This window comes from Achromobacter sp. MUI-25009338 (assembly GCF_057359325.1).
This window is the reverse complement of record NZ_CM170627.1, coordinates 827,907-844,141: the sequence shown is the minus strand read 5'-3', so window position 1 is coordinate 844,141 and position 16,235 is coordinate 827,907. Positions and strand designations below refer to the sequence as shown.

General features: G+C 67.8%; 12 protein-coding genes. 8 read left to right on the top strand and 4 right to left on the bottom strand.

Features of this window, described 5'->3' with window-relative positions; translation table 11 throughout:
• Positions 1–9 precede the first annotated feature (9 nt).
• The 3 genes from tviB to coq7 form a co-directional block, all read right to left on the bottom strand.
• Positions 10–1,287, bottom strand: coding sequence for a Vi polysaccharide biosynthesis UDP-N-acetylglucosamine C-6 dehydrogenase TviB (tviB, locus tag AC1IQ6_RS03890; RefSeq protein ID WP_102774015.1), 1,278 nt, complete (start codon positions 1,285–1,287; stop codon positions 10–12).
• A 97-nt stretch (positions 1,288–1,384) separates the two neighbouring features.
• The gene (locus AC1IQ6_RS03885) at positions 1,385–2,491 is read right to left on the bottom strand and encodes an MraY family glycosyltransferase (protein WP_043546295.1); all 1,107 of its coding nucleotides are present in this window, start codon (positions 2,489–2,491) and stop codon (positions 1,385–1,387) included.
• 700 nt (positions 2,492–3,191) lie between these two features.
• Positions 3,192–3,866, bottom strand: coding sequence for a 2-polyprenyl-3-methyl-6-methoxy-1,4-benzoquinone monooxygenase (gene coq7 / locus AC1IQ6_RS03880; protein ID WP_111825854.1), 675 nt, complete (start codon positions 3,864–3,866; stop codon positions 3,192–3,194).
• A gap of 123 nt (positions 3,867–3,989) precedes the next feature.
• Here coq7 and AC1IQ6_RS03875 point away from each other — a divergent pair, with 123 nt between their 5' ends.
• From AC1IQ6_RS03875 to AC1IQ6_RS03860, 4 genes are all read left to right on the top strand, one after another.
• Positions 3,990–4,433 carry an OsmC family protein gene (locus AC1IQ6_RS03875; protein ID WP_102774017.1) on the top strand — a complete coding sequence of 148 codons (444 nt, stop codon included), beginning with the start codon at positions 3,990–3,992 and terminating at the stop codon, positions 4,431–4,433.
• Positions 4,434–4,520: 87 nt separating this feature from the next.
• Positions 4,521–5,492, top strand: a complete 972-nt coding sequence (locus AC1IQ6_RS03870; protein WP_102774018.1) for a thymidylate synthase — start codon at positions 4,521–4,523, stop codon at positions 5,490–5,492.
• A 310-nt stretch (positions 5,493–5,802) separates the two neighbouring features.
• A complete protein-coding gene (locus tag AC1IQ6_RS03865; protein ID WP_485865876.1) occupies positions 5,803–7,866 on the top strand; it encodes a putative bifunctional diguanylate cyclase/phosphodiesterase in 2,064 nt (687 codons plus the stop codon).
• Between the two features lie 43 nt (positions 7,867–7,909).
• Complete coding sequence (locus tag AC1IQ6_RS03860; RefSeq protein ID WP_102774020.1) at positions 7,910–8,398, top strand: dihydrofolate reductase; 489 nt, start codon at positions 7,910–7,912, stop codon at positions 8,396–8,398.
• A gap of 2 nt (positions 8,399–8,400) precedes the next feature.
• Here AC1IQ6_RS03860 and AC1IQ6_RS03855 read toward each other — a convergent pair whose 3' ends face one another.
• Positions 8,401–9,825 carry an aminotransferase-like domain-containing protein gene (locus tag AC1IQ6_RS03855; RefSeq protein ID WP_102774021.1) on the bottom strand — a complete coding sequence of 475 codons (1,425 nt, stop codon included), beginning with the start codon at positions 9,823–9,825 and terminating at the stop codon, positions 8,401–8,403.
• Positions 9,826–9,985: 160 nt separating this feature from the next.
• Here AC1IQ6_RS03855 and aptA point away from each other — a divergent pair, with 160 nt between their 5' ends.
• The 4 genes from aptA to AC1IQ6_RS03835 all read left to right on the top strand — a co-directional run bounded on the left by aptA (position 9,986) and on the right by AC1IQ6_RS03835 (position 16,211).
• On the top strand, positions 9,986–11,308 hold the full coding sequence (gene aptA / locus AC1IQ6_RS03850) for an omega-aminotransferase AptA (protein WP_168202184.1): 1,323 nt from the start codon (positions 9,986–9,988) through the stop codon (positions 11,306–11,308).
• 61 nt (positions 11,309–11,369) lie between these two features.
• The gene (locus tag AC1IQ6_RS03845; RefSeq protein WP_102774022.1) at positions 11,370–12,863 is read left to right on the top strand and encodes a CoA-acylating methylmalonate-semialdehyde dehydrogenase; all 1,494 of its coding nucleotides are present in this window, start codon (positions 11,370–11,372) and stop codon (positions 12,861–12,863) included.
• Between the two features lie 189 nt (positions 12,864–13,052).
• On the top strand, positions 13,053–14,561 hold the full coding sequence (locus tag AC1IQ6_RS03840) for a M81 family metallopeptidase (RefSeq protein ID WP_102774023.1): 1,509 nt from the start codon (positions 13,053–13,055) through the stop codon (positions 14,559–14,561).
• Positions 14,562–14,645: 84 nt separating this feature from the next.
• Positions 14,646–16,211, top strand: a complete 1,566-nt coding sequence (locus AC1IQ6_RS03835; RefSeq protein WP_102774024.1) for an ABC transporter substrate-binding protein — start codon at positions 14,646–14,648, stop codon at positions 16,209–16,211.
• Positions 16,212–16,235 lie beyond the last annotated feature (24 nt).

Genomic DNA, 16,235 nt, shown 5'->3' with positions numbered 1-16,235 from the left:
GGGCAATCCTCAGAGACGCAGGTCGGAGTCGGCGGGCGACAGCACGTACTTCAGGTCGTACAGGATGTGCTGCGGCTTGCCCAGCTTGCGGATGCCCTCGGCGCCCAGCGCCTTGAACTGGTTGTGCGCCACCGCCAGGATCACGGCGTCGTACTTGCCTTGCTCGGGCTGCGCCACCGGCGTCAGGCCATATTCGTGCACCGCCTCTTCGGGGTCGACCCAGGGATCGTAGACGTCCACGTCCACGTTGTAGTCGCCCAGTTCCTTGACGATGTCGACCACGCGGGTGTTGCGCAGGTCGGGGCAGTTTTCCTTGAAGGCCAGGCCCATCACCAGCACGCGCGCGCCCTGCACGTGGATGCGGCGCTTGGTCATGGCCTTGACCAGCTGCGACACCACATAGCTGCCCATCGAGTCGTTCAGGCGGCGGCCCGCCAGGATGATCTCGGGGTGGTAGCCGATGGACTGCGCCTTGTGGGTCAGGTAGTACGGGTCCACGCCGATGCAGTGGCCGCCCACCAGGCCCGGACGGAACGGCAGGAAGTTCCACTTGGTGCCGGCGGCCTGCAGCACGGCTTCGGTGTCGATGCCCATCTTGTTGAAGATCAGGGCCAGCTCGTTGATCAGCGCGATGTTCACGTCGCGCTGCGTGTTCTCGATGACCTTGGCGGCCTCGGCCACGCGGATGCTGGAAGCCTTGTGCGTGCCGGCGGTGATGATCTCGCGGTACAGCTGGTCGACCAGCTCGGCCACTTCGGGCGTGGAGCCGGAGGTGACCTTCTTGATCGTGTTGACGCGGTGTTCCTTGTCGCCCGGGTTGATGCGCTCGGGGCTGTAGCCCGCGTAGAAATCGACGTTGAACTTCAGGCCCGAGACGCGCTCCAGCACCGGCACGCAGTCTTCTTCGGTGGCGCCCGGATAGACGGTGGATTCGTAGATGACGATGTCGCCGCGCTTGAGCACCGCGCCGATGGTCTCGCTGGCCTTGACCAGCGGCGTCAGGTCGGGCTGCTTGTATTCGTCGATGGGAGTCGGCACGGTCACGATGAACACGTTGGCCTTGCCCAGTTCCGCGCGGTCGGCGGTATAGCTCAGCTGGGCCGCTTCGGCCAGTTCGGCGTCGCTGACTTCCAGCGTATGGTCGTGGCCGGCCTTCAGCGCGTCGATGCGGCGCGCGTTGATATCGAAGCCGATGACCGGGCGCTTCTTGCCGAACTCCACCGCCAGCGGCAGGCCCACATAGCCCAGGCCGACGACCGCGAGCTTCACATCCTGGATTTGCAACATAACTCTCCCTTCACCGTAGAACGATTACGGCATCTTAAATATGGTCGGGTGATAGATAAACCTGGCCCGGCGGCGGCCGCCGCCGGGGCGCTCCACGCTAATCGGTGGTCCGCAGGACCGACGGCAGCAGCAGCCAGCCGGGGCGGCGCCAGGACACGAGGCGCGCGTAGAGCCAGATATAGACGCTGGCGAACACCACCAGGCTGGCGCCGAGCGCCCAGGCGTTGTCCCACCAGATGGTGGCCGGCACCAGGCCGATCAGGGCCAGCACCCACATGTAGGGCGACGCCAGCGCGTTGCACAGCGCCGGCACGGCATGGCGGCGGCCGCGGCTGAACGTCACGCGGACCAGGCGGCGGAACACCAGCTGGTGCAGGTGCAGCGCGTCCGGCTGGTCCACCGGCACGCCGCGCTTGAAGCGGCGGCGCCAAATCGAGAAGCCGGTTTCGAATACGGGGTAGAACAGCACGGCCAGGGCGTAGAACGGCGACACCGAGGGGTTGCGCACCACCAGCAGCACGGCCAGCTCGGCCAGCATGAAGCCCAGGAAGTACGCGCCGCCGTCGCCCAGGAACACGCGCCCGAACGGGAAATTCCAGACCAGGAAGCCCAGCGTGGCCGAAGCCAGGGCCGCGGCCACCAGGAAGATGGGCACGTCGCCGACCTGCAGCGCCACCAGGCTGATGGAAACCGCCATCAGCGTGGCGACCATGCCGGCCAGGCCGTTCATGCCGTCGACGATATTCAGCGCATGGGTACAGCCGCCCACCGCGAACATGGTGAACAGCAGCGACACCGGCCAGAACGAGAGCACGTAATCCACCGGGGCCATGCCCACGCGGCTGACGCCGCCCAGCAGCCACCACGCGATCGCGGCCGACAGGAACGCGGCCAGCAGGCGCTTGCTGGCGCCGATGTCCTTGGTGATGTCCTCGAGCAGCCCGGCCACGAACACCGGCAGCGCCGCGACGAACAGCGCGGGCCACAGCCAGGTCAGCGTCATGTTGCTGGGGCCGAGCACCAGCAGTCCGGCCAGCGTGCCGGCCAGCACCGCAAGGCCGCCCACGCGGGGCGTGGCCCGCGAATGGTTGGCCTGAGGCTTGTTGAGGTCGCTGTCGCCAGTAAAAGCGCCATGCCAGCGCTCCGACGCCACGATGAGTCCCCCCACCATGAATGCGACCACGCAAATGTACAGCCAGGTCAAAGCATCACCTTTGGTTGGTCTATCGAGACAGGCCCGCCATTATCGGAGGCAGGTGTAACGCCCATATATGGGAGGAATAAGGAAGTGCAATTCCCCGGCACAGAACGTAACGCCCAGCGCCCGGACGCGCCGAAATACGGATTTCATGCAGATGATTGTAGAACTTTCCGCCCGTGCGCACCCGAAATATCCAAGGGAAAACGCGAAGCCCCGGCGGTTGGGTGAATAAACCGGGGACGGAGCCTGCGCAGGCAAAAAAAAGCCCGAGATCGTGAGATCTCGGGCTAAATCCACCAAAGGAGGAGGGTGGAGGAGACAACCTTGGCATGTTGGGAGCTGGCTTTCCGCTCGCTGCGCTGTCGGGGTTTTGCACCGCGCCGACTGCGTTTCAACATCCGATGTATGAATAGTACCGAAGCTTTTTGTGCGATGCAAGATTTTTTTTGATCTGCCGCCACGAATCTTTTTTTCGTTGCGTTTTTGCCTCATGGCCTCGGCCCTCCCCCTGGAAAGCCGCGCCAGACAATGATCTTACCGGAAAAAGGGTTTTTGCTGAATGGGTAAACCCGTTTCGGATTAACCCTAGATCGCATCGGGTAATCCCGCCCTAGCTTTTGCACCGGAATAGTGCGTCGCGCACTGTTTTATTGCTTTTTTGCGCATCGCAACATTTCGCAGCAGGCGCCGAAGCGCCCTCGCTTCAGATCCAGTAGGCCGTGCTGGTCATCACCTTGGACATGGCTTTCATGGCGGCCCGCGCGGGCAGCGGCAGGGGCACGCCTCCGGCCTGTTCGGCGCTGGCGCGGTGCTGCGCCTCGTCGTCCTTCATCTTCTGGACAATCTGGCGCGAGCGCTCGTCCTGCACCGGCAAGGTGCGCAGATGGCCGTCGAGATGCGCCTCGACCTGTTTCTCGGTCTCGGCCATGAAACCCAGGTTGCGCGGCACGCCGGCATAGCTGGCCAGCACGCCGAGCGCGAACGAGCCGGCGTACCAGAACGGATTGAGCAGGCTGGGACGGCTGCCCAGCTCGGTCAGGCGCTGGTTGCACCAGACCAGGTGGTCCACCTCCTCGGCGGCGGCGTTGAGCAGCAGCTCGCGCGGCGCCGGCTCGCGGCACACCGAGGCCTGGCCGCGGTACAGCGCCTGGGCGCACACCTCGCCCACGTGGTTCACCCGCATCAGCCCGGCCGCATGGCGTTTTTCCTGGGCCGACAGGGCCTGCGGCGCTTCCTCGGCGGTGGCGGGATAGGACCGCCCGGCGGTGGCGCTGCCGCTCAGCACCCGCAGCGCGCGGTCGGCTTCGGCCAGGAAGGCGTCCAGCGGGTTGGTGCGGCGCAGGAAGGCAGGGCCGGTTCTGGACAGGGCGGTGGACATAGGCGACTCCTAGGCAAGGCAGGCGCCCCTGCCCCTGATGCGGGGCGGGGCTCTCATGCCTCAAATTGTACGCAACAGGTATCATCGACCATTGACTGCGCTCAAGCTCAAGGACTCGACAACATGGAATGCACGATCGACTGGGGCGGCCCCAACGGCATGCTCTTTACCGCCAGCACCGGCAGCGGCCACGTGGCCGTGATGGACGGCGCGGTGGACGGCGGCGGCCACAACCTGGCGCCCCGCCCGATGGAAATGCTGCTGGCCGGCACCGGCGGCTGCACCGCCTACGACGTGGTGCTGATCCTCAAGCGCGGCCGCCATGCCGTCACCGGCTGTAGCGTCAAGCTGCAGGCCGAGCGCGCCGACGCCGATCCCAAGGTGTTCACGCGCATCCACTTCGCCTTCACGGTCACCGGCCGCAACCTGCCGCGCGCGGCCGTCGAGCGCGCGGTGCAGCTGTCGCACGAGAAATACTGCTCGGCCTCGGCCATGCTGGAAAAAACGGCCGCCCTGACCTTCTCGGTCGACATCGTCGACACCCACGAAGCCCCCGCCGCCGCCTGAACCACGCCCCCGTGGTGTAATCCCGATATTGCCCATCTTCATCCGCGCCGCCGCGATCCGATCGCGGCGGCCAGTCTGCGTCCCGCCATGAAACAATACCTGGACCTCGTTCAAACCATCCTGGACACCGGCGCGTGGCAGGAAAACCGCACCGGAATCCGCACCCTCAGCATGCCGGGCGCCGCGCTGCGCTTCGACCTGCAGCAGGGCTTTCCGGCGGTCACCACCAAGAAACTGGCGTTCAAGTCCGCCATCGGCGAAATGGTGGGCTTTCTGCGCGCCTCGCGCAGCGCCGCCGAATTCCGCGAGCTGGGCTGCAAGGTCTGGGACCAGAACGCCAACGAAAACAGCCAGTGGCTGGCCAACCCGTACCGCGAAGGCCCCGACGACCTGGGCCCGGTGTACGGCGTGCAATGGCGCCAGTGGCCCGCCTACAAGGTGCTGGACGCAGCCCGGGACAGCCAGATCGCCGACGCGCTGGCGCGCGGCTACGCCAAGGTGGCCGACCTGAACGAGGACGGCCGGCCCAAGGTGCTGCTGTACAAGGCGGTGGACCAGCTGCGGCAATGCCTGGACACCATCCACGAGCGCCCGGGCGACCGCCGCATCCTGTTCCACGGCTGGAACTGGGCGCAGATCGAGGAAATGGCGCTGCCGCCCTGCCACCTGCTCTACCAGTTCCTGCCGAACGCGACCACCCGCGAGATCTCGCTGTGCCTGTACATCCGGTCCAACGACGTCGGCCTGGGCACGCCGTTCAACCTGACCGAAGGCGCGGCCCTGCTGCACCTGGTCGGCCGGCTGACCGGCTACACGCCGCGCTGGTTCTCGTACTTCATCGGCGACGCCCACATCTACGAAAACCACCTGCCCATGCTGCGCGAGCAGCTCACGCGCGAGCCTTACGAAGCGCCGCGGCTGGTGCTGTCGGACCGCATCCCCGACTTCGCGGTCACCGGGCGCTACGAACCCGAATGGCTGGAAAAAGTGGAGCCGGGCGACTTTTCCCTGGCCGGCTACCGCCACCATGCTCCCCTGACCGCGGCCATGGCCGTGTAGCCCGTCGCCGCGCCGGGTGCCGGTGAGGATTGGTGAGCATCTGGCAGCGCGATTTCGGTATAACCCAACCCTTGGCCATGGACGCGCGCCAGCGCCCTTGCGCGTCCAACCCTGACCAGCCCTGACCCGCCGCCCGGCGGCGCCTGCCGCCGGCCTGGCCCGGCCGTCTTCCCTATCCCGACCTGAGAACACGCGCAGCGCCCGAACGGCAGCCAGGGCCAGCCTGCGATCGAATTGCAACCATTGACTACCAATTGATTTGAGTTGAAGCCCGCGCGGCCGCTGTATGCGCTAAGGACAGGACCCACACATGCTCGTTGGAACGTATAACCCTTCGCTCGTCCTCGTATCCCTGGGAGTCGCCATCCTGGCTTCGTATACGGCGTTGGGAATGGCCAACCGGGTGCGGGCCGCCTGCGGCCAGCCGGCGGCCCGCTACTGGCTGGCGGGCGGGGCCTTCGCGATGGGCGTGGGTATCTGGTCCATGCATTTCATCGGCATGCTGGCGTTCAGCCTGCCGATCCCGATGGGCTACGACCTGCCGCTGACGCTGCTGTCGCTGGCCATCGCGATCGGCTGCTCGGCGTTCGCGCTGCGCACCGTGAGCCGCGACGAGCTGCCCGGCCGCCGGCTGGCGGCCGGCGCGCTGCTGATGGGCGTCGGCATCGCGGCGATGCACTATCTCGGCATGGCCGCGATGCGCATGACGCCGGGCATTATCTACGACGCGAAATGGTTCGCGCTGTCCATCCTGATCGCGGTGGGCGCCTCCGGCGCCGCGCTGTGGATCACGTACCGGCTGCGCCACGGCGGGCCGCGGATGCTGTGGTCGCGCCCGCTGGCGGCCGTGGTCATGGGCATCGCCATCGTGGGCATGCACTACACCGGCATGGCCGCCGCCGGTTTTCCCGAAGGCAGCATCTGCATGGCCGCCAACAGCGGCATCTCGGCCGGCTGGCTGGCCATCGCCGTGACCGCGGTGACCCTGAGCGTGCTGGTCATCGCGCTGCTGGTCGCGGTGCTGGACAACCGGATGGAAGAGCGCACCTCGGCGCTGGCCTCGTCGCTGGCCGAGGCCAACGAGGAACTGGTGCAGCTGGCGCTGCACGACACGCTGACCAAGCTGCCCAACCGCATCCTGCTGGAAGACCGGCTGGAGCAGGCCATGGAAAGCGCCAGCCGGCGCAAGGGCTATTTCGCGGTGCTGTTCTTCGACCTGGACGGCTTCAAGGCGGTCAACGACGCCTATGGCCACCACACGGGCGACGCGCTGCTGATCGACCTGGCCCAGCGCATCCGCCAGACGCTGCGCACGCAGGACACCGTGGCGCGGCTGGGCGGCGATGAATTCATCGTGCTCAGCGAAGTGGTCGAACCCACCGACGCCGCCAACGTGGCCGACCGCCTGATCGACGCCATCGCGCGCCCGGTCACGGTCTACGGGCACGAAGTGCTGGTGACCTCCAGCGTCGGCATCGCCATCTATCCGAACGACGGCGAGGACATCCACGCGCTCCTGACCAACGCCGACGCCGCGATGTACCACGCCAAGCGCCTGGGCGGCACCGGCTACAGCTTCTTCGAGCCGTCCATGAACGCCGACGCCCACCAGCAGATCGAACTGCTGCACGACCTGCGCATGGCCCTGGAGCGCAACCAGTTCGTGCTGCACTACCAGCCCAAGTACCAGGCCCCGTCCGGTCCGCTGGTCGGCGCCGAGGCGCTGCTGCGCTGGAACCACCCCACGCGCGGGCTGGTCGGTCCGGACCAGTTCATCCCCATCGCGGAAAAGACCGGCCTGATCCTGCCCATCGGCGAATGGGTCATCGACGAGGCCTGCCGCCAGATGCGCGCCTGGATCGACGCCGGCCAGCGCCACTGGAGCATCGCCGTCAACATCTCGGCCCTGCAGTTCGCCCATGCCGGCCTGGTCGAGACGGTGCGCGCGGCCCTGCAGCGGCACGGCGTGCCGCCGGCCTGCCTGACGCTGGAAGTGACCGAATCCACCGCCATGCGCGACGCCGAGGCCAGCCTGGCCGTGCTCAAACGCCTGTCGGCGCTGGGCGTGGCGATTTCCATCGACGATTTCGGCACGGGCTATTCCAGCCTGCTCTACCTGAAGCGGCTGCCGGCGACCGAACTGAAGATCGACCGCGGCTTCGTCAACCAGCTGGAGAACGACGACGAGGACGCGGCCATCGTGTCGGCCATCGTCGCCCTGGCCCAGCAGCTCAACCTGCGCATCGTGGCCGAGGGCGTGGAAACGGCCGCGCAGCAGAACTTCCTGACCGGGCTGGGCTGCGATTCGCTGCAAGGCTTTCTGCTGGGCAAGCCCATGCCGGCCGAGGATTTCCTGGAGCACGCCGCCGACTAGTGGAATTTGCTACGCTAGGGCATCCATCCGAACCCGTCTTCCCATGTCCGCCAGCCTCACCCTGATCGTCGCCTATTCCACCAATCGCGCCATCGGCCGCGACAACGCCCTGCCCTGGAAACTGCCGGGCGACCTGGCGCACTTCAAGCGCAGCACCCTGGGCCATCCCATCATCATGGGCCGCAAGACCTGGGACTCGCTGGGCCGCCCCCTGCCCGGCCGCAGCAACATCGTGATCAGCCGCAATCCCGACCTGCGCGCCGAGGGCGCCATCGTGGTCGCCACGCTCCAGGCCGCCATCGAAGCCTGCGGCGACGCGGCGCAGGCCTACGTCATCGGCGGCGCCCAGATCTACGCGCAGGCCCTGCCGCTGGCGCAGCGCGTGCTGGCCACCGAAGTCCACGCCCAGGTCGAGGGCGACGCCTTCTTCCCGCTGCTGCCGGCCTTCCAGTGGAAGGAAACCGCGCGCGCCCCGCAGCCGGCCGAAAACGGCTACGAATACGATTTCGTCACCTACGAGCGCGCCGCTTAGGGTCACCCGTCCCACGCCCCCGTATTCCGCATGAACCGCCACAACTCGGGCGCGTCCGAATACGCCACGTTGAACCGTATCCACGGGGTATCGGCCTCGTCCACCTCGAAGTAGGACCCCGGCGCCAGCCAGATGCCGTCCTTGAGCGCCAGTTCGGCCAGGCCGCTGGCGCCGCGTTCGCGCCATTGCCCGCCCGGCCGCGCCCACAGGAACAGGCCGCCCTGCGGCCGTCCGTAGACCTCGAAGCCGTGCTGCGCCATCAGCTGCGCCACGCTTGCGTGGGCCTCGGCCAGGCGTTCGCGGGTGCGGGCGATGTGGGCGCGGTAGCGCCCTTCGCGGATGACCTGGTGCACGATGCGTTCCATGATTTCCGGCGAGGTCAGTCCCACCGCCATCTTGGTGCGCGCGATGTCGCGCGCCAGGTCGCGGTGCGCGACCACGTAGCCCACCCGCACCGACGGGCTGATGACCTTGGAATAGCCGCCCAGGTAGACCACCCGGCGCGCCCCGTCCAGCGCGGCCAGCATGGGCGTCACGCCGGGCGCCAGTTCGCGCGAGATGTCGTCCTCGATCACCCATAGCCCGTGGCGCTCGGCCGCCTGCAGGATGCGGAAGGCGTTGGCCATGCCGATGCTGGCGCCCGACGGATTCTGCAGCACGGTATTGATGAACAGCGCGCGCGGCCGGTGGCGCGCCACGGCGGCGTCCAGCGCCTCGCAGTCCAGGCCGTCCAGCGTGCGCGGCACGGCCACCGCGCGCAGCCCCGCCAGCCGCAGCATCTGCAGCAGGTTGGCGTAGGCCGGCTGCTCCACCAGCACGGTGTCGCCCGGACGCAGCAGCGTGCGTATCACCATGTCCAGCCCGTGGGTCACGCCCTGGGTCAGCACCACCTGCGAGGCCTCGACCTCCATGCCCTGCGCGCCCAGGCTGGCGGCGATGGTGTCGCGCAGCGGCGCGTAGCCGTAGGGGTGGCCGTAGTTCGCGATGCGCATGGCCGGCACCCGGCCCATGTGGCGCAGGGCCAGGTGCAGCCCTTCCTCGTTCAGCCATTCGCCGGGCAGCCAGCCGCAGCCGGATTTGATGGGGATGGAGTGGTCGGCGAAGATGTCCGACAGCAGCCAGGCTGCGTTCAGCCGCGGCGGCTCCCATGCCGGGGCCCGGGCCGGACGGGCCGGCGCGTCGGGCGTGGCGACGCGGTAGCCGGCGCCCGGGCGGGCCGCCAGCCAGCCCTGCGACACCAGCCGGCTGTAGGCGCTGGCCACGGTGAACGTGCTGACGCCGTACTGGCGCGCGCACTCGCGCACCGAAGGCAGCGCCATGCCCGGGCGCAGCGTCTGCGCCTCGATGCCTTGCAGGATGGCGGCCGCCAATTGTTCGACCAGGCTCGGGGCCTGGCCGCGGGCGCGGATGGGCTGGAAATCGATCACGGAGATAACTGTACAGTTGTGCCGTTTATAACTATACAGTTAGCGGCAATTGCGCGGATCGTATATTTGCATTCCCCGGCGTACGCACCAGAATCGTCTGCATGCCGCTGGCTGCGCGATCGCCGCGCCGGCCCGGCGTCCACCTATTTCAGGAGCCGCCATGAACGCCCCCGCCCTGCCCGACCTGTCCCATCTCTGGATGCCCTTCACCGCCAACAAACAGTTCAAGGCGCAGCCGCGCCTGCTGGCCAAGGCCAAGGGCATGTACTACACCTCGGCCGACGGGCGCCAGGTGCTGGACGGCACCGCCGGCCTGTGGTGCGTGAACGCCGGCCACGGCCGCGAGGAAATCGTCGCGGCCATCGCCAGCCAGGCGGCCACGATGGACTACGCGCCGGGCTTCCAGCTCGGCCACCCGCTGGCCTTCGAAGCCGCCACCGCCGTCGCCGGCCTGATGCCCGAGGGCCTGGACCGCGTGTTCTTCACCAACTCGGGCTCGGAATCGGTCGACACCTGCCTGAAGATCGCGCTGGCCTACCACCGCGCCCGCGGCGACGGCCAGCGCACCCGTTTGATCGGCCGCGAGCGCGGCTACCACGGCGTGGGCTTCGGCGGCATCTCGGTCGGCGGCATCTCGGCCAACCGCAAGACCTTCTCCGGCGCGCTGCTGCCGGCCGTGGACCACCTGCCCCACACCCACAACCTGGAGCAGAACGCCTACTCCCAGGGCCAGCCCGCCTGGGGCGCCCACCTGGCCGACGAGCTGGAGCGCATCATCGCGCTGCACGACGCCTCCACCATCGCCGCCGTGATCGTCGAACCCATGGCAGGCTCGACCGGCGTGCTGATCCCGCCCAAGGGCTACCTGGAAAAGCTGCGCGAAATCACCGCCAAGCACGGCATCCTGCTGATTTTCGACGAGGTCATCACCGCCTACGGCCGCCTGGGCGCGGCCACCGCCTCCGAGTACTTCGGCGTGAAACCCGACCTCATCGCCATGGCCAAGGGCGTGAGCAACGCCTCGGTGCCCGCCGGCGCCGTCGCCGTCAAGCGCGAGGTGCATGACGCCATCGTCAACGGCCCGGCCGGCGGCATCGAGTTCTTCCACGGCTATACGTATTCGGCGCACCCGCTGGCCGCCGCCGCCATCCTGGCCACCCTGGACGTGTACCGCCGCGAGGACCTGTTCGCCCGCGCCCGCAAGCTGTCCGGCGCCTTCCAGGAGGCCGCGCATTCGCTCAAGGGCGCGCCCCACGTGATCGACGTGCGCAACCTGGGCCTGGTGGCCGGCGTCGAGCTGGCGCCGCGCGACGGCGCCCCGGGCGCCCGCGCCGCCGAAGTGTTCCAGCGCTGCTTCGACAGCGGCCTGATGGTGCGCTACACCGGCGACATCATCGCCGTCTCGCCCCCGCTGATCATCGACGAGGCCCAGATCGGCCAGATCTTCGAGCAGATCGGCAAGGTCCTGAAGGAAGTGGCCTAAGCCGCGCGGGGCGGACGGCCGCCCCGCTTTTCATCCGTTTCCCGCCTTGAGCTTTGCACCCATGAAGACGATTCCCCATTTCATCAACGGCCAGCGTTACGACGGCAGCAGCAGCCGCTACGCCGACGGCTTCAACCCCGCCACCGGCGAGGTCACTTCTTCCATCCCGCTGGCCTCCAACGAGGACGTGGCGCTGGCCGTGGCCGCCGCCCGCGCGGCCTTCCCGGCCTGGTCCGAAACCCCGGCGCTCAAGCGCGCCCGCATCCTGTTCAATTTCAAGGCGCTGCTCGACCAGCACCAGGACGAACTGGCCGAACTCATCACGCGCGAGCACGGCAAGGTGTTCTCCGACGCCAAGGGCGAAGTCACCCGCGGCATCGAGATCGTGGAGTTCGCCTGCGGCATTCCGCAGCTGCTCAAGGGCCAGTACACCGACCAGATCGGCGGCGGCATCGACAACTGGAGCATGCGCCAGTCGCTCGGCGTGGTGGCCGGCATCACGCCGTTCAACTTTCCCATGATGGTGCCGTGCTGGATGTTCCCGGTGGCCATCGCCTGCGGCAACACCTTCGTGCTCAAGCCTTCCGAACGCGACCCGTCGGCCTCGCTGCGCCTGGCCGAACTGCTGACCGAGGCCGGCCTGCCTCCCGGCGTGTTCAACGTGGTGCAGGGCGACAAGCAGGCGGTGGACGCGCTCATCGCGCACCCCGACGTCGAGGCCCTGTCCTTCGTCGGCTCCACGCCCATCGCCGAATACATCTACGCCGAAGGCACGCGCCGCGGCAAGCGCGTGCAGGCGCTGGGCGGGGCCAAGAACCACCTCGTGGTCATGCCCGACGCCGACCTCGACCAGGTCACCGACGCGCTGATGGGCGCGGCCTACGGCTCGGCCGGCGAACGCTGCATGGCCATCTCGGTGGCGGTGGCCGTGGGCGACGTGGCCGACGAGCTGGTCGAACGCCTGACGCCGCGCGTCAAGGCGCTGGTGGTCAAGGACGGCATGCAGGCCGACGCCGAAATGGGCCCGCTGGTGACGGCGCAGCACCGCGGCAAGGTGCTGGGCTATATCGAGGACGGCATCGCCGCCGGCGCCGACCTGGTGGTCGACGGCCGCGACCTGAAGGTGGCCGGCAACGAGAAGGGCTTTTTCCTGGGCGGCACGCTGTTCGACAACGTCAAGCCCGCCATGAACATCTACCGCGAAGAGATCTTCGGGCCGGTGCTGTGCATCGTGCGCGTGCCGGACTTCGCCACCGCGGTGGACCTGATCAACGCCCACGAGTTCGGCAACGGCGTGGCCTGCTTCACGTCCGACGGCGGCGTGGCGCGCGCCTTCGCCCGCCAGATCAAGGTCGGCATGGTCGGCATCAACGTGCCGATCCCGGTGCCCATGGCCTGGCATTCCTTCGGCGGCTGGAAGCGCTCGCTGTTCGGCGACCACCACGCCTACGGCGAGGAAGGCATCCGCTTCTATACGCGCTACAAGAGCGTGATGCAGCGCTGGCCGGACAGTATTTCCAAGGGCGCTGAATTCACGATGCCTGTAGCCAAGTGATGGTCCCCCCCCGAAGCGCTTACGCGCTTCCCCTCCGGGGGGGCGTCGCTGCGGACCGGCGGAGCCGGATCCGCGCGACCCGGCTTGGGGAGGGCCTGGTGGTTTGCGGCGGGGTGGTTTTTGTGTAGTGCTGAGGTGAGGCGCGGGTGATTCCCGCGCCTTCCTGCGTTTGGAGACTGGGGGATTTTGATGCGTATCGGGATCGGCGGTTTTCAGCATGAGACGAATACGTTCGCGCCTTCGCGCGCGGCGTGGGAGGACTTTGCCGAGAAGGGCGGCGGCTGGCCGAAGCTGGTCAGCGGGGCGGCGATGTTCCAGGCGGTGGCGGGGGCCAACATACCGGTGGCCGGGTTCATCGAGGCGATGGGCGGGCATGTGCTGGTGCCGACGACCTGGGCGGCGGCCAGTCCGTCGGGGCCGGTCACCAAGGATGCGTTCGAGCGCATCAGCGCCATGATCCTGCAGGGGCTGTCGCAGGCGGGGCCGCTGGACGGGGTCTATCTGGACCTGCACGGCGCGATGGTCACCGAGCACCTGGACGACGGCGAAGGCGAGCTGCTCAGGCGCGTGCGCGAGCTGGTGGGACCGGACGTGCCGGTGGTGGCCAGCCTGGACCTGCACGCCAACGTGACGCGCGCCATGGTGCGCCACGCGGACGCGCTGGTGTGCTATCGCACTTATCCCCACGTCGACATGGCCGAGACCGGGCAGCGCGCCGCGCAGTTGCTGGCGCGCCGCCTGGCCGGCGAGCCGCGGCCCTGCGCGGCGCTGCGCTCGCTGCCCTACCTGATTTCGCTGTGCTGGCAATCGACCGACATCGAGCCCTCGCGCAGCCTGTACCAGCTGGTGGGCGAGATCGAGGCGCGCGGCGCGCTCAGCCTTTCGTTCGCCACCGGCTTTCCGGCGGCCGACTTTCCCGAATGCGCGCCCACGGTGTGGGCCTATGGCCAGACCCAAGCCGAGGCCGACGCCGCGGCCGACGAGATGACGCGCGCCGTGCTCAACGCGGAACGCGATTTCGGCGGGCGCCTCTACACGCCGGACGAAGCCGTGCAGGAAGCCATGCGCATCGCGCGCGAGGCCTCCAAACCGGTGGTCATCGCCGACGCGCAGGACAACCCCGGCGCCGGCGGCAGCTCGGACACCACCGGGCTGCTGCGCGCGCTGATCCGGCACGACGCGCGCGACGCCGCCATCGGCCTGATCGTCGATCCGGCCGCCGCGCTGGCCGCGCACCGCGCGGGCGTCGGGAAGAAGATCCGGATTGCATTGGGTGGACACTCGGGAATACCCGAGGACGAACCGCTGGACACCGAATTCATAGTCGAGAAAACTTCGGATGGGCGCTTCGATACGCACGGCGCGTTCTACCGCGGATTCCACATGGACCTGGGCCCCAGCGCCTGTCTGCGCATCGGCGGCGTACGCATCGTCGTCGCCTCCAACAAGGTGCAGATGGCGGACCAGGAAATGTTCCGTTTCGCGGGCGTGGAACCGCGGCGTGCGGCGATCCTGGTGGTCAAGAGCTCCGCGCACTTCCGCGCGGATTTCACTTCCATCGCGCAGACGATACTGGTGTGCGCAGCGCCCGGCTCCATGCTGATGGACGCCGCGAAACAACCGTGGACACGGTTGCGTCCGGGCATCAGAATGGCGCCTTGCGGACCGGTCTTCGCGGGCCGGCCCGCTACCGCCTGAACCTCGCACGCCGCCTCTCGCGGGGCGGATCAACGACGCAGCGGCGCGAGAGCGCCGCTCATTGACGCATCAAGGGGAAGATTCATGCTGAAGTTCGTCCGAGCCGCCGCGCTGGCCGGCGCAACCCTCATGGCGGCTCACGGCGCCTATGCCGAGACCGTGATCAAAACGGTAATGCACTCGCCGCTGCGCCTGACCGATCCGCACGCCACCACCGCGTACATCACGACGTGGCATGGCTACATGATCTACGACACCCTGCTGGCGACCGACGCCGACAACAAGATCCAGCCCCAGATGCTCGAAAAATGGGAGGTCTCGCCCGACGGCAAGACCTACACCATGACGCTGCGCGACGGCCAGAAATGGCATGACGGCAAGCCCGTGACCTCCGAGGACTGCGTGGCCTCGATCAAGCGCTGGGCCGCCGGCGACGGCATGGGCCGCACGCTGATGAAGTTCACCGACAAGATCGAGGTGGTCGACGACAAGACCTTCCGCATCGTCATGAAGGAGCCCACCGACCTGGCGCTGCGCGCCCTGTCCAAGCCCACCGGCACCGCGCCCTTCATGATGCCCAAGCGCATCGCCGACCTGGCCATCGGCCAGCCCATCACCGACATGACCGGCTCGGGTCCGTTCAAGGTCGTCGAGTTCAAGCCGGGCGTGAAGACCGTCTACGCCAAGAACACCGACTACGTGCCGCGCAAGGAACCCGCCAGCGGCCTGGCCGGCGGCAAGGTGGTCAACGTCGACAAGGTCGAATGGGACGTCATGCCCGACGCCCTGACCACCGCCAACGCGCTGCTGGGCGGTGAAATCGATTTCGTCGAGCAGTTCCCCTACGACCTGCTGCCGATGATCGAAGGCAACCCCGACCTGAAGGAAGAATCCCTCAGCCCGGTCGGCTACTTCACGATGTACCGCTTCAACTTCAAGTACCCGCCGTTCAACAACAAGAAGATCCGCCAGGCCGCCATGTACGCCATCGGCCAGGAAGACGTGATGAAGGCGCTGGTGGGCAATCCCAAGTACTGGAAGACCTGCGCTTCGCTGTGGGGCTGCGGCACGCCGCTGGAAAGCGACATCGGCAAGGACATGGTGGTGCCGTCCAACATCGAGAAGGCCAAGGCCCTGCTGAAGGAAGCGGGCTACGACAACACGCCGGTGCTGCTGATGCACGCCACCGACGTGGGCACGCTGTCGGCCCAGCCCGTGGTGATGGCCCAGGCCCTGCGCAAGGCCGGCTTCAACGTCAACCTGGCGGCGATGGACTGGCAGAGCGTGGCCACGCGCCGCGCCTCCAAGGCCGCGCCCGCCGAAGGCGGCTGGAACATCCACAACACCAACTGGTACGCCACCGACGTGATGGACCCGGTGCGCTCGGCCCCGGCCGCCGCCAACGGCGACAACGCCTGGTTCGGCTGGCCCGACTTCCCCAAGATCGAGGAACTGCGCACCAAGATGGCGCTGACCTCCGATCCGGCCGAGCAGAAGAAGATCGCCGACGAAGTGCAGCGCATCGGCATCGACGAGGGCCTGTACGTGCCGCTGGGCCAGATGTCCGTGCCCACGGTGTATTCGGCCAAGCTCTCGGGCCTGGTGCACGCGCCGGTGTTCGCGTTCTGGAACGTCAAGAAAGCCCCTTGACGGGCAGCGTTGTTGAAGGGGTAT